Raw genomic sequence first — 15019 nt, 5'->3', positions numbered from 1 at the left:
ATAGTACTCATCGCTTGATAGTCATTGTCAGTAAACAAGTGATAACAACACGGCGATAAGCTAATTTTTTGCGTTTTCGCGCTGACCGCACGACTCATAAAGGCTTGATGCAGTGCACCACAAGCATGCAGTGCGACCGCATGTTGTGCTTGTTGAAAGTACTTAGTAACATCATCTTTTAGCACATCAGCTTGGCTAAAGCGCATAGCCAGTCCTTGTTGCTGAGCGCTTTGCTGACCTTGCTCACAGAGGTGTTGCTGTAACTCGATACTATGAACGCTCGGCGCACTATTAAATGCCAACATGCGCCCTAGGTGGCCTTTACCGGCACACCATTCTAATACCGGTAAGTTTGATTCTTCACCCAGCGCACCGACAAAGTCTTGTAGTTGGGTGAACTTGCGACCCTTAATGCCGTTGCTGATCCAAAATGGATATTCAGTACGCGTCGCAATGGTTTGAGGTAACTCACATAAAGCGGCTAAATTATTAACGTCAGCAATATACGGGCTAAAAAATTGATACAGCAGATGCTGTTCACTATCGAGCTCAGCAACCTGTTGGTCGCTCAAAGCCGCTAAGGCTTGCTCTAATTCAGGCCAAGGAAGTTGATCAAAATCGAATGCGGTGCATTGCCAATATTGGCGAGTGCGGTGTAATAAGTTATCTAGGGCTGTAAACTGCTCAGCAAGGCTCATAGGATGTTAGCGATGGTCAAATGCGTTTCGCCATTATACGCTTTTTCTTAGCATCAAGCGCAAATAAAGTGGAATGGACAATAAACTAATAATAATTGCACCAATGAGCATCCATGACATTTTAATCTCTTCTGGCTCAGCATAATGATAAATAAAACCATCTTGCGCTTGATTAAATGCACTTTGTTCAATTGCGTATAAATCTGCAATCAATCGCCATTTAGCTATCGACATGGCGCCTAAATTGGTTCCGGCCGGTAGAATATAATCACTTAGTACCTCGGCTTCATAGCCAAGCTGAGCAAAACTTTTTTGCGGTGCGTAATCATGCTGAGTCAAAGCAATGGCTTCGTCCATGTGCATCATAGCGTAACGCCAACCTTTTAAACTGGCCTGATAAAAAGCCTCCACGGTTTGTGGCTGCTGCTGAAGCATATTTTCAGTGGTATAAAGAATATCGCTATATACATTAATGCCGTATTTCTGTGGGCAAATAATCCGATGATCAATACCTTGTTCGCGCATCATATACGGTTCGTTAGTAACATATACTTGCATCGCATCAATAGTTCCTGTTAACCAATCAGCGCTGCTAGTATCACTGCCATAAGCAGTCAAATTATCAGTGTGGACACCACTTCGCTCTAGCATCACTAGTAACTCGGCATTTTCTTTACGGCTAATACTGCTGATGCGCTTATTAGCAAAATCTCGAGGATGAAAAATATCAGAGCTTTTTTTGACCATCCAACAATAAGGTGAAAACTGTAAAATAGCCGCCATTGCCACCAGTGGTTTACCGGCAATACGCTGCTGTAAAATACCAGAATGCCCCACTCCAAACTGAGCTTGCCCCGCCAGCACTTTAGAAAAGGTATCTGGATTGTCAGGATCTGCGGGTAAAATAGTAACGTTTAATCCGGCGTCTTGATAAAAGCCTTGTTGCTGAGCCATATAATAACCAGCAAATTGAAATTGATGCGTCCACTTTAATTGTAAGGTGACGTCGGTAATTGCCATACTTTGTTTACAAAGCACTGCAAATACAAGGCATAACCCTAGTTTTAGTCCTTTAAATCTCAATGTACACTCTGACTAGTTTATAAGTTTGCTATAACTATAGATAATATATTGAATTTACTAAAGCAATGAAAAAAGCACCTCAATTGAGGTGCTTTGGATATATTTAATTATTAGCCGCTTTAGCCCTATCAATAGGGCTTTGGGTCGTTAAAAATTGGGTAAAACACGGATTATGTGTTTCATCTTGTACGCTATAGCCCAAACGATTTAAGTGCTCGTTAAATACCTCATACTGATTTGCCTCAATCGCAAACCCAGCTAATACATTGCCCATCGAACCACCATGGTTGCGATAATGGAATAACGTAATATTCCAATTGCTGCCTAAGGTATCTAAAAAGCGCGCGAGTGCGCCTGGGTATTCAGGAAACTCAAAGCGTAATAACCGTTCATGAAGCTGCTCTGGCGCTTTGCCACCGACCATATATCGCACGTGTAGCTTAGCCAGTTCGTTATCAGACAAATCACAAAATTGATAACCATTAGTGGTTAAATCGGCTTTGAGCTCATCTAACTCTTGCTGACCTTGGCGCAGCGCAATACCAACAAAAATCTGTGCTTCACCAGGGCCTGCATAGCGATAATTAAACTCTGTGATTGCACGGCCACCTAACGAAGCACAAAACTGCTTAAAGCTACCTTTTTCTTCGTTAATAGTGACCGCAAACAGGGCTTCGTTTTTCTCACCCAGCGCAGTACGCTCTGCCACATAACGTAAACGGTCAAAGTTTAAATTAGCACCTGATAAAACTGCCGCTAAATGCAGCCCTTTCAGGCCACTTTGTTGGCTCCATTTTTTCAGTCCTGCGGTTGCAAGCGCACCAGAAGGCTCAGCTATAGCACGGGTTGAAACAAAGATATCTTGCATCGCAGCACAAATTTCATCGCCTGTGACCGTGACCACTTCGTCACAAAATTTTTGCGCTAAGCGAAAGGTTTCTTTACCGATAATCTTTACCGCAACACCATCCGCAAAGCTGCCAACCCGCTCCAGCTCAACCGGTTTACCCGCTTCAAGGGCTGCTTGTAAGCAGGCGCTTTCGTCTGCTTCTACGCCAATCACTTTAATATCGGGGCGTAATGACTTGATATACACCGCCATACCAGCGAGTAAACCGCCGCCGCCAACCGGAATAAATACCGCATCGAGCTGGTTAAGTTGCTGCATTAGTTCACGAGCAACAGTGCCTTGACCTACAATCACATCTGGGTCATCAAAGGGTGGTACAAATACGCCATTGCGCTGTTCAGTCAGTTCTAGTGCATGCGCTTTAGCGGCATCAAAATGATGGCCATGTAATACCACTTCACCACCGAGTGCACGTACTGCACTGACTTTTATTTCAGGTGTAGTGACCGGCATGACGATAGTCGCTTGATGACCTAAATGTGAGGCGCTTAGCGCCACGCCTTGGGCATGATTACCAGCAGATGCGGTTATCACCACAGAACCTTTTGGTAACTTAGCCAGTTTGTTATACGCACCCCGTAACTTAAATGAATAAACGGGCTGCTGATCTTCACGCTTTAACCACACTTGATTACCAAGGCGTGCACTGAGTTCAGCCATTTCGCTAACCTCAGTCACTTTTGCCAGTGGTTCCATATTGGCTTGGATAATAGCGCGAAAATAATCGAGCTCTTGAGAAACCATAATTAGCTAAGCTCCTCCAGTTTGGCTAGATCGCGAACCGCGCCTTTATCTGCACTAGTTGCAAGTAGCGCATACGCTTTTAGCGCAGATGACACATAACGCTCACGGTTAAGCGGTTTATACGCTTGCTTACCACGGGCTAGCTGCTTTTGCTTACGTGCTTCAAGCTCATCATCTGTTAGTGCTAACGTAATTTCACGAGTGGCAATGTCGATAATAATTTTATCGCCGTTTTCAACATAGGCAATGGCGCCGCCGCTGGCAGCTTCAGGTGAGACGTGACCAATTGATAAACCTGACGTACCACCCGAGAAGCGACCATCGGTGATCAAGGCACATTTTTCAGCCAAGCCTTTTGATTTTAAGTAACTGGTTGGGTAAAGCATTTCTTGCATACCCGGGCCGCCTTTAGGGCCTTCGTAGCGAATAACCACGATGTCACCGGCTTTTACTTCATCATTTAAGATACCTTCAACTGAATCATCTTGCGATTCATACACCACGGCGGTGCCTTCAAAGTGTAGCATTTCATCAACTACACCCGCACTTTTTACAATACAGCCATCAACCGCTAAGTTGCCCGATAATACCGCTAAGCCACCATCTTGGCGAAATGCATGTTCAACGCTTCGGATGCAGCCATTTTCACGGTCATTGTCGCCTTCATCCCAACGGCACGATTGACTCATTGCTTTGGTGGTACGAATGCCTGCAGGGCCTGCACGATAAAACGTTTGTGCAGCTTCGTTGTTTGGATCAGTAGCATCCCATTTTTTAACCAGCTCAGCCATCGTCATACCGGCAACATGGTTTACCGACATATCAACTAAGCCCGCTTTACCCAGTTCGCGTATAATCGCCATCATGCCACCAGCACGGTGTACATCTTCAATATGGTATTGCGCAGTTGCAGGCGCTACTTTACACAGGAATGGTGTTTTACGAGATAACGCATCAATGTGCGACATATCAAAATCAACACCGGCTTCTTGCGCAGCTGCAAGTAAATGCAATACGGTATTTGACGAGCCACCCATAGCAATATCAACGACCATGGCATTCATAAAGGCTGTTTTATTGGCAATGGCGCGTGGTAGTACGTCTTTATTATCTTTTTGGTAATACTCACGACATAAATCAACAATGCGTGCACCGGCTTCAACATACAACTGTTTGCGGTCTTTATGAGTAGCAAGCGTAGTACCGTTACCCGGTAGTGCTAGGCCAATTGCCTCTAATAAACAGTTCATTGAATTGGCGGTAAACATACCAGAACATGAACCACAGGTTGGGCATGCTGAGCGTTCAACTTGCTCTGAATCAGCATCACTTACCGACTCATCTGCACCTTTTACCATTGCATCGACTAAATCAAGTTTGATATCGATATTGGCAAGCTTAGTTTTACCTGCTTCCATCGGGCCGCCTGACACAAAGATCACTGGAATATCTAAACGTAGTGCCGCAAGCATCATCCCAGGGGTGATTTTATCGCAGTTAGAAATACAGATCATCGCATCGGCGCAGTGACCATTAACCATGTATTCAACCGAGTCGGCGATTAAGTCGCGCGATGGTAATGAATACAACATGCCGCCGTGGCCCATCGCAATGCCATCATCAATGGCGATGGTATTAAATTCTTTTGGCACACCACCGGCTTCGGTGATGGTTTCAGCCATGAGCTCACTAAGTTGATTAAGATGCACATGCCCCGGTACAAATTGTGTGAACGAGTTTACAACCGCAATAATTGGTTTACCAAAATCAGTATCTGTCATCCCTGTTGCACGCCATAATGCACGAGCACCTGCGCGCTTTCGACCTTCAGTTGTAGTTGCACTTCTTAATTTAGCCATAGTTACCTCAGTATTTTGCAGCGATTAATAAACCGCTGACATCCTCATTCTTAAATTTTTATCGCTAAAGGGAAATCCCAATAGCCCTGTTGATTTAGTCTCTACAGCAAACTACATTGCTTGCTGGTGTAAATTCTCTAATGTGATATGCCTAACATCCACCAGCTTATTAAGCTGTGTAGTTAATAAATGAATCGGTTTATCACTATCGACTGTCATAGCTACTTGGTACTGGCCATCATCCATATTCAGTTGAAAATGGGTTAAATCAAAACCGCGATGACGAACTACGCGTAAAAAGCGCTCCACGGCAACACTTTGATTTTTTAAAGCAACTGTTAAGCTGTGTTTCATTTTGTACTCTCCGTCATCATTTCATCATTGGCAGCACCCGGTGGTACTAATGGCCATACGTTTTCTTTATCATCTATACATGCATGTACTATATAAGGACCGGTACTGTTAACCAATGCAGTGATAGCATCATCAACTTGGTTTGCATGAGTAATTGCTTGCCCAGGTATTCCAAACACCGCGGCTAATTGCACAAAGTCTGGGTTATCCGATAAATCAGTTTCAGAATAACGCCCTTCAAAAAACAATTCTTGCCATTGGCGAACCATGCCCAAACGCTGGTTATCTAAAATTAATATTTTTACCGGTAAATTGTTACGACGAATCGTCGCTAATTCTTGAATATTCATCATGATTGAGCCATCACCTGAAACCGTGATCACAAAATCATTTGGTCGCGCAACTTGTGCACCTATCGCCGCAGGCAAACCAAAGCCCATAGTGCCCGCACCACCGCTACTTAAATGATTGCTTGGGTGGCTAAACTTCATATGCTGCGCTACCCACATTTGGTGTTGGCCTACATCACAACAAACCACGCCATTTTTCGGCATACGTTGGCTAAGCTGATTTAATAAATACGGTGCAAATACTTTTTCACCAGGGTAATCATAACGCCATGCATGCTCAGTCATCATCGCTTTGGTATGCGCTAACCAAGCTTGCTCAGTAACAAAACACTCAAGCTGAGGTAATGAACTTTTTAAGTCTGCAATCAACGAAGCTTTAGCCGGTTTACGTTTACCTACCTCTGCTGCATCGATATCTAAATGAATTACTTTTGCTTTGGCTGCAAACTTACTTAAGTTACCCGTTACCCGGTCGTCAAAGCGGGCACCTATACATACTAGTACATCACACTCTTGTACCGCTAAATTTGCAGCTTGGCCGCCATGCATGCCCAGCATGCCTAAATTGTATTCGTAATCAGGTAATACACTGCCTAACGCTTTTAATGTTGATACTGCTGGCATTTGCGTTTTATCTAAAAACTGCATTAACTGCTGTTGGGCATCGGCCGCTTGTACACCGCCACCAACATAAGCCACTGGGCGTTTCGCTTCACTTAATAACTGATTAGCAATGGCGACTTGATTTAAATCTAACTGAGGTAAGTAATCGTCAGCTGCAAGCCAAGGATGAAAAGGCACTTGCGCCATTTGAATGTCTTTTGGGATATCAACTAAAACAGGACCCGGACGGCCACTTTGCGCCAAGTGCATGGCTTCTTGTAGGATTTCGGCTAAATCTTCAGGACGTTCAACCATATAACTGTGTTTAGTACACGACAATGACATGCCTAGTACATCGATTTCTTGAAACGCGTCAGAGCCGATTGCTGCAGTAGGTACTTGCCCGGTGATCGCCAGTAATGGTACTGAGTCCATCATCGCATCAGCAAGTGCGGTGATTAAGTTAGTCGCACCAGGCCCTGATGTTGCAAAACAGACTCCTAATTTACCGGTGCTACGCGCAAAGCCAACCGCCGCAAATCCTGCACCTTGCTCATGACGAGTGAGGTAGTGCTTAACTGGCGCACCATACAGCGCATCGTAAATTGGCATGATGGCCCCACCTGGGTAACCAAAAACTTCATTTACGCCGTGTTTGGCTAATAAATCAATCGTTAACTCTGCGCCTGTCATTAATAAATCCTCATTCCTCAGTGACATATCTAAACTTAATAACTCATTCTAAACCCTGAAACTAAAAAGCCCCCCGGACTGTTAAGTGCGGGGGGCTTTTTCAATGCTTCTCTTTTTTAAAGCACTAACAAGCCCCCGCGGTAATAATAATCACCACGACGTTAATTAGGACTAGGTTTAGTGCATTTGTAAGCATGTAATCAATACCAAAAATTTGTTTGTTCGCGTGAGGGTTATTTACTTCCCTCGCTGTCTTTTTCTATTAGTACCGCGATGAGGGGGTTAAGTCAACCTTAAAATCAATCCAATTTTCATATAAACACCAGCCTTTAAAGGCATAAAAATCCAACATAACCACACAAATAGATTAATTTTTCTCATATGCGAAACAATTGATATTTCATACCTCGTTATAACCAAATAGCGGTTTGATTAATTTTTAACGAACTCGCAATAAATTATTCTATTTAAATGGCACCACTCAGGAAATGCCTAGTTACTCTTCAGTATTTCTTAAGTTTCGGCTCATATCATCTGGCCACTAAGTTAGATATGAGTTGTTAATTTATGGTCGTCACTGAATTTCTCCGAGCGGGTTTGAAAAAGCGTTTTTATATTACCTGTAGTGCTAACGTATTTATTATTGCCCTTGCAAGTTACTACTGCTTAATTATTAATATTCCATTTATGCAAGGTGCCTTTACGGCCATCACCACCTTGCCGGCTTTTTCTTGGTTATTTTTACTCTCGGTGCCGTTACTACTACTGTGCTTGTTGATCATTTTTTTCTCTTTGTTGTCGAGCCGATGGTTACTCAAACCCGTAAATTACATCTTATTGCTGTGCTCTTGCTTAGTTTTATACGGCACTTTAAATTACGGAGTGGTGTTTGATTACTCAATGATCCAAAACACCTTTGAGACCGACAGCCAAGAAGCTATCAGCTATCTCAATCCACAATTTCTACTATTTTTCATCTTATTCGCCCTGCTGCCATTACTGATTTTAGTTAAAACCAAGGTACGGTTTAGCCCTGTTTCCCAAGAGATATTGAGCCGTAGTAAATTATTACTTGGCTGCTTTGCTTTAATCGCGGTTATTATCCTGAATTTTTATGCTGACTACGCAGCAACGGGACGTAACAATCAGCTGTTAAAAAAAGAGTTAATTCCGTTTCAATATTTAAGTAGTGGCTATAAATATATTCGCGATCAATGGCTAGTGACTGCTGAGCCATTTCAAATACTCGATCCCACACCAACACTAATTGCCCCCGCACAAACACAAGTCACTGTGATTGTTGTCGGTGAAACAGCCCGTGCCGCTAATTTTGCATACCAAAGTTATAAGCGCGACACCAATCGTTACACGCGCCCTTTTAATGTGACCTACCTCGATAATGTTGCCTCTTGTGGCACTGCAACAGCAGTATCTGTGCCTTGTATGTTTTCATTTCAACAGCACGAAAACTTTTCACGTAGTGAAGCTGACAATCAACAAAATATCCTCGATATCGCCCAACAAGCTGGCGCTGATGTGCTGTGGATAGACAATAACAGTGGTTGTAAGAATGCCTGCAACCGTATCGACACTATTACTATTACCCCTGACAATTCAGCGCTGTGCACAAAAGAGCCTTGTTATGACGAAGCTTTACTCGCGCCGCTGAAACGTAAGCTCGCTAATTTGAGCCAAGCAAATACGGTAATTGTATTGCATATGATGGGATCCCATGGGCCTACTTATTTTCAGCGTTATCCCGAGCAGTTTAAACAATTCACTCCCACCTGTGATCGCAGCGATATTCAAAACTGTAGTTCTGAGCAACTAGTTAATACCTACGACAACACTATTGCCTACAGCGACTACGTCAACAGCCAAGTCCTTCAGCAACTTGCAGAGTTACCTGACAGCATAGAAAAAAACTTTATTTATGTGTCAGATCACGGCGAATCTCTGGGTGAAAATGGCGCTTATTTACATGGTTTTCCATACAGTTTTGCCCCTTCAGAGCAAACTCATGTGCCCTTGTATATGTGGGCTGCAAAAAACAATCAACGCATCAATGAAAGCTGCTTACGCACACTCGATCTGCAACAAGCCAGCTCGCACGACAATATTTTTCACACTTTAGCCAATCTGATCGGCCTCAAAAGCAGCCGCTATGAAGCCTCTTTAGATTTACTAAGCACTTGTAAAGCAAACAATAACAAAGCGAATACTCACCATGAATAACTCAAAAACAGTACTCAAACGCCAAGGGCTGATGCGTCTTATATTCACCTTACGCCATACATTCAATGGCTTAAAATGGATGACCCGGTTTGAAGCGGCATTTCAGCAAGAACTTGCAGTATTTCTAGTGCTCGGCGTGTTTGCCTGGCTTCAGAATATTACTACTAGCAATAAGCTCATTTTAATTGCCAGTTTGCTCTTTGTATTATTTGCCGAGTTGGTAAATACCGCTGTTGAAGTGGTAGTTGATCGTATTAGCACAGAGCACCATGAGTTATCTGGCTTAGCTAAAGACATTGCCTCTGCTAGCGTATTTATCGCAATGCTGATTAGTGCTCTGATTTGGTGGGCTATCTTATGGGCATAACGCAACAACTCAGCCTACACCAATTAAAAACTAAACTTGGTCCATATTGGCTGTTACTGACCTTTTTTAGCCTATCCCTTATTATGCTTACACTGGCTCGTTTTGGCTTAAGTGTGTGGCAAGGTGAGCGAGTATTTAGCTCTCATGCCTGGCTTAATATCTTTGTCGGCGGCTTACGTGTTGATATATCAACATTAAGTTATATTCTTATGCCCGCATTATTGTTGCTGATTGTAGCTTCCGTGTTGGGTAAACAAAATATGACTCGCACAGTAATAAAATACTACCTGCTGATAATGACCGCATTGCTGATCTTTTTTGAGGTGATCACCCCTACTTTTATCAGCGAATACGATCTACGTCCTAATCGATTGTTTATTGAGTATTTAATTTATCCTAAGGAAGTGTCAAAGATGATTTTTTCAGGCTATAAAACTGAAATCATCTGTACCTTCATCCTACTGGGGTTAGGTATCAAAGCCGCAGCAATGGTGTTTGCCTCTCAATGGCACAGCCGTACTCAACTATCACCCCTCAAGCATAGTGTATTGGTTATTTCGTTATTATGTTTAACGGTTTTAGGAGCGCGCAACTCTTTTGGCCATCGCCCTTTAAACCCAGCGATGGTGGCATTTTCTACGGATCACCTACTTAATGATCTTAGCCTCAACTCTTTCTATAGCGTTGCTTTTGCGATTAAGCAGCTCAGTAATGAAAAATCTAGTCAGGACTTTTATGGCGCTATGCCAGAAGAACAATTGCTAAGTACAGTACGCAAAAGTATGCAGCTGCAAAACGCAGTGTTTAATGATAGCAGCGCGCCTACTAAAACCTTTCGCCAAGCAACGCACCAAGGAAAAACCAAAAACCTCGTCATTATTTTGCAAGAGAGCTTAGGTGCCCGTTATGTTGGAGCATTGGGTGGCCTGCCATTAACGCCTAATATAGATAAACTTTATCAACAAGGTTGGGGGTTTGATAACTTATACGCGACGGGCACGCGTTCAGTGCGCGGTATTGAAGCGGTTATTACTGGGTTCACACCAACCCCTTCACGCGCAGTGGTAAAGCTCGATAAATCACAACGGGATTTCTTTACGATTGCCGATTTTCTTGCCAAGCAAAACTATCACACCCAATTTATCTACGGTGGTGAAAGTCATTTTGATAATATGCAAAGCTTCTTTTTAGGTAATGGTTTTCAAGAAATTGTTGATAGTGATGACTTTGCGAATATTGATTTTAACGGCTCTTGGGGCGCGTCAGATGAAGATTTATACACCCAAGCGGATATCGAGCTCACTAAACTACAACAACAAGGTAAACCGTTTTTCAGTTTAGTGTTTTCAAGCTCTAACCATAGCCCATATGAATTCCCTGATAATAAAATTGCCCTTTACGACAATGACAAACAAACTCGTAATAATGCAGCAAAATACGCAGATTATGCACTCGGTAGCTTTATCGAAAAGGCAAAAAAATCAACTTACTGGGACGACACCGTATTTATTGTTATTGCCGATCATGACTCACGAGTCTCCGGTGCGAGTTTAGTGCCTATTGACCACTTTCGGATTCCTGCGGTGATCTTTGGTAAAGACATTCCAGCAAAACGCGACCACCAGCTTGCCAGTCAACTTGATATTCCTGCCACCCTGTTATCATTGATCGGTGCCAGTGGCGAGCATCCAATGATTGGTCGCGATCTATCAAAGCCCATCGCTCCACAGCAACAACGTGCCATGATGCAATACGATAAAAACTTTGCGTACATTCAAGCAAATGGTGAACAAGGCAATAAGGTAGTAATTTTACAGCCACATAAAGCTGCGACAACTTATATCTATAATCAACATCAACTGATCCCATCAGCAAACGACGAAGCGCTTGTGCAAACAGCCCTTGGCCATGCTAATTTTGGTAATATAGCCTACCAAAACGGTTGGTATCATTAATTGCTAAGCCTTGCTAAAGTAGCAAGGCTTATGGTTTGTTATAAAGTAAACATCATGAAGATACTGATCATTGAAGATTCTGAACCACTTAGACGCAGCTTAGATGTAGGCCTCAATAATCTCGGTTTTACTGTCGATAGTAGCGGTGATGGCTCGCATGGTTTAAGCATGGCACTCAGCGGTGATTATGATCTAATTATTCTTGATTTAATGCTGCCAAGTGTCGATGGCATGAGCATACTCAAAGCACTACGCAGCACTTCAAGTCAAACTCGGGTGCTTATTTTGTCAGCACGCTCAGAAGCACAAGATAAAATTTCAGGCTTAATGACAGGCGCTGATGATTACCTAACAAAACCGTTTTCATTTGAAGAATTACACGCTCGCGTATTAGCACTTTCTCGCCGTGGTCAGCTGCACAGCCAACAAAATACCTTATCAGTTGCTGATTGCGTATTAGATTTGAGCTTAAAAACGCTGCATTATCAACAGCAACCAGTCAACCTGACCCGTAATGAATATAAAATTATTGAGTGCTTGTTCAGCGCCAAAGGGCGAGTAATGGGGCTTGAAATGATCAGTGAAGCCGTTGTTGGCCAATTTGATATGCTCTCAAAGAACGCTCTCGAAGCACACATTTCCGCAGTCCGGAAAAAAGTGCGTCAACTCGGTGGCGAGCTACCTATCAAAAACAAACGTGGATTCGGTTATGTTGCCTCACAAGACTAAGCTCCATTCAATCAAACGTAAGCTGGTAAATAATATTACAGCTGTTATTTCACTGATCTTAGTTACTATTTTTTTAACGGTCGATCTAAGCGTCGACTCTTGGGTAGAAAACCAATTTAATCAATCATTAACTAACAAAGCTAATTATTTAAAAACCCTAGTAAAAGATCATGCTGGCAAGCTTGAATTTGATTTTGCTGGCGAATTTATGTCTGAATACGAGCAAGCCAATCCCAGCGAGTTTTATCAGCTTTGGCATGAACAACACACTTTTGAAAAGTCAGATTCGCTACAGCTCTACCCCGGTGTTGATTTGCCTAATATAGATATTGCCATTAATGAATTTAGAATTATTGATTACAGCTTGCCAAATGGCGAAGCTGGGCGTGCAATGATCAGCCATTTTATTGCCCAACAAGCAGACGACAATACAGCTGACAGTGGCCATTTTAATACCATGGTATTAACCATTGCCGCCCCAACCGCAGCACTGAATAAAGTGTTGATCATTATTGATGTAGTGTTTGTTCTTACCTGTATTATTGCAGTGTTTGGCGTGCGCTATTTAGTCACCCGCATAGTCAATCGCGACCTGTATCCACTGAATAACCTAAACGAACAAATTAAACAGCTGGATATCACCGAAACAGCACAGATCATTAACAGTGATTTTAAAGTAGAAGAAATTGAGCCAATCCGTAATGAACTCAATAAATTTATTACTACTAATCAACAGCTTTACCAAAACGAAAAACGCCTCACCAGTGATATAGCCCATGAATTAAAAACACCGATTGCGGAACTAATTAGCCTTTCAGAAGTGGCGCTACGTTACCCCAATGACGAGCGAATTAGCGCCACTTATACCAGTGATATACTGGCTATTTCACAGCGCATGAAAACCATAGTTAATAACCTGCTTTTATTACAACGCGCGGGTAGCAGTGCCATTGAGCTGACTATTGAGAAACTCAATTTAAGTGCTTTTATTAACAATATCAGTAATGAATTACAGTTTAAGCACCCAGATATTGAACAACGATTACAACTCGACATTGCCGAAGATTTGCTTGTTAACGTTGATAAGTTTTGCTTGCACACTATCTTATCTAACTTACTCGATAACGCATTATTTTATGGTGAACGCCAACACAGCGTTAATTTGCAGGTAACACAAGCCAGTGACAAAACAATAATTACACTTTGTAATACCCTCGCAACACCATTAAGTGGGCAACAACTTGAAGCGATTTTTGATCCGCTCTATCAATTAGATAGTTCTCGAACCAATAACCAACGCCACGGCTTAGGATTGGCGATAGTAAAGAGTTTATGTAACCTAAATAACTTTACTATCAGAGCTGAGAATAAAGCAGATTCTCGTTTAGCATTAATTTTAACATTACCCAATTAAGATAATTGGTTTAGTATGGATATATACCCAAACAATAAGGACAATTATGAATCTCACTCAGCGTATTAGCAGTTACTTTATTTTATCGCTTTTACTGTGTATTAGTTTTGCCAGTCATAGCGAACCGGGGCTTTGGAAAATCGAAAAAAATGGCGTTAACAGCTATTTATTTGGCACCGTACATGTGGGCGATGCCAGTATGAAAGGCCTGCCAGGGAAAGTCACCAAAGCCATTGATGCCAGTGATAAAGTGATTGTTGAAGTAGATATCAGTGCAATTAGCCCGATGGAAATGCAGCGCCGCTCACTGCCATTTATGATGCTAAAAAACGGTAAAACCCTACAAAGCGAATTATCAGAGCAAAACTACGCTAAATTAAAAGAATACTTCAGCAAAAAGTCGATAGATATCGCAATGTTTAATAACCTAGCCCCATGGGCGGTGATGGTAACCATGATGCAAATGGAATTTCAAAATGTGGGGTTTTCTGATCAAACCGGCATTGATAAACAAGTACTCGCCTACGCTAAAGAGAAAAAAATAGCGGTTGGTGAATTAGAAACCCTTGAGTATCAAATGGAAATGTTTAATCACCTCTCGTTATTAAGCAACGAGATGATTGAAGAAACGTTTGAACAGCTTGCCGACGTAGAAACCTACTTTATTACCTTAGTGGATGCGTGGAAAAGTGGCGATATGGCTACGCTAACGAAATACTACAATGAAAGCTTTGACGACAGCAACTATGGCGAGATCAGCGAACAAGTAATGCTTATTGAACGTAACAATAACTGGGTAAAAGAACTCACGCCACGCATCGGTAAAGAAAAGCTATTTATCGCCGTAGGCGCCCTGCACTTACCAGAGCAACACGGTTTATTAAAACAATTTAACGAGCAAGGTTTTACAGTAACTCGCCTTTAATTACTTACAGAAAACAACTCACCCGCTTGGCTAGTAATAGCCAAGCGCCCCAGTTTTCTACTCTCCCTCATTTACTTCTCATTCCCTTCTCTTTGTGCAA

12 protein-coding genes are annotated in these 15019 nt (G+C 42.5%); 6 read left to right on the top strand and 6 right to left on the bottom strand.

Features of this window, described 5'->3' with window-relative positions; genetic code table 11:
• From V7783_RS20410 to ilvG, 6 genes are all read right to left on the bottom strand, one after another.
• Window positions 1–698: methyltransferase (locus V7783_RS20410; protein WP_335680306.1), on the bottom strand; the 698-nt coding region annotated here is incomplete at its 3' end.
• A gap of 33 nt (window positions 699–731) precedes the next feature.
• Window positions 732–1718: an ABC transporter substrate-binding protein gene (locus V7783_RS20405; protein ID WP_335680305.1), complete on the bottom strand. Its 987-nt coding sequence runs from the start codon at window positions 1716–1718 to the stop codon at window positions 732–734.
• A gap of 166 nt (window positions 1719–1884) precedes the next feature.
• Window positions 1885–3435 carry a threonine ammonia-lyase, biosynthetic gene (gene ilvA / locus V7783_RS20400; RefSeq protein ID WP_064667333.1) on the bottom strand — a complete coding sequence of 517 codons (1551 nt, stop codon included), beginning with the start codon at window positions 3433–3435 and terminating at the stop codon, window positions 1885–1887.
• Between the two features lie 2 nt (window positions 3436–3437).
• Entirely contained in the window at window positions 3438–5294 is a 1857-nt protein-coding gene (ilvD, locus tag V7783_RS20395) for a dihydroxy-acid dehydratase (RefSeq protein WP_064667332.1), read from the bottom strand.
• A gap of 111 nt (window positions 5295–5405) precedes the next feature.
• On the bottom strand, window positions 5406–5648 hold the full coding sequence (gene ilvM / locus V7783_RS20390) for an acetolactate synthase 2 small subunit (RefSeq protein WP_064667331.1): 243 nt from the start codon (window positions 5646–5648) through the stop codon (window positions 5406–5408).
• Entirely contained in the window at window positions 5645–7294 is a 1650-nt protein-coding gene (ilvG, locus tag V7783_RS20385) for an acetolactate synthase 2 catalytic subunit (protein WP_335680304.1), read from the bottom strand. The genes ilvM and ilvG overlap by 4 nt, the downstream gene beginning before the upstream one ends.
• A 567-nt stretch (window positions 7295–7861) precedes the next feature.
• Here ilvG and V7783_RS20380 point away from each other — a divergent pair.
• The 6 genes from V7783_RS20380 to V7783_RS20355 are packed head-to-tail and all read left to right on the top strand — an operon-like array spanning window position 7862 to window position 14919.
• Complete coding sequence (locus tag V7783_RS20380; protein ID WP_335680303.1) at window positions 7862–9529, top strand: phosphoethanolamine transferase; 1668 nt, start codon at window positions 7862–7864, stop codon at window positions 9527–9529.
• The gene (locus V7783_RS20375; RefSeq protein WP_064667328.1) at window positions 9522–9896 is read left to right on the top strand and encodes a diacylglycerol kinase; all 375 of its coding nucleotides are present in this window, start codon (window positions 9522–9524) and stop codon (window positions 9894–9896) included. Before V7783_RS20380 ends, V7783_RS20375 begins: the two co-directional genes overlap by 8 nt.
• A complete protein-coding gene (locus V7783_RS20370) occupies window positions 9887–11851 on the top strand; it encodes an LTA synthase family protein (RefSeq protein ID WP_335680302.1) in 1965 nt (654 codons plus the stop codon). The genes V7783_RS20375 and V7783_RS20370 overlap by 10 nt, the downstream gene beginning before the upstream one ends.
• Window positions 11852–11905: 54 nt before the next feature.
• On the top strand, window positions 11906–12580 hold the full coding sequence (locus V7783_RS20365; RefSeq protein ID WP_064667431.1) for a response regulator transcription factor: 675 nt from the start codon (window positions 11906–11908) through the stop codon (window positions 12578–12580).
• Window positions 12561–13994, top strand: coding sequence for a sensor histidine kinase (locus V7783_RS20360; RefSeq protein WP_064667326.1), 1434 nt, complete (start codon window positions 12561–12563; stop codon window positions 13992–13994). Before V7783_RS20365 ends, V7783_RS20360 begins: the two co-directional genes overlap by 20 nt.
• 46 nt (window positions 13995–14040) lie before the next feature.
• The gene (locus tag V7783_RS20355; RefSeq protein WP_335680301.1) at window positions 14041–14919 is read left to right on the top strand and encodes a TraB/GumN family protein; all 879 of its coding nucleotides are present in this window, start codon (window positions 14041–14043) and stop codon (window positions 14917–14919) included.
• The last annotated feature ends 100 nt before the right edge of the window (window positions 14920–15019 follow it).

It is taken from the genome of Pseudoalteromonas sp., from assembly GCF_036960685.1.
Taxonomy (GTDB): domain Bacteria; phylum Pseudomonadota; class Gammaproteobacteria; order Enterobacterales; family Alteromonadaceae; genus Pseudoalteromonas.
This window is presented reverse-complemented; position numbering and strand designations above follow the sequence as displayed.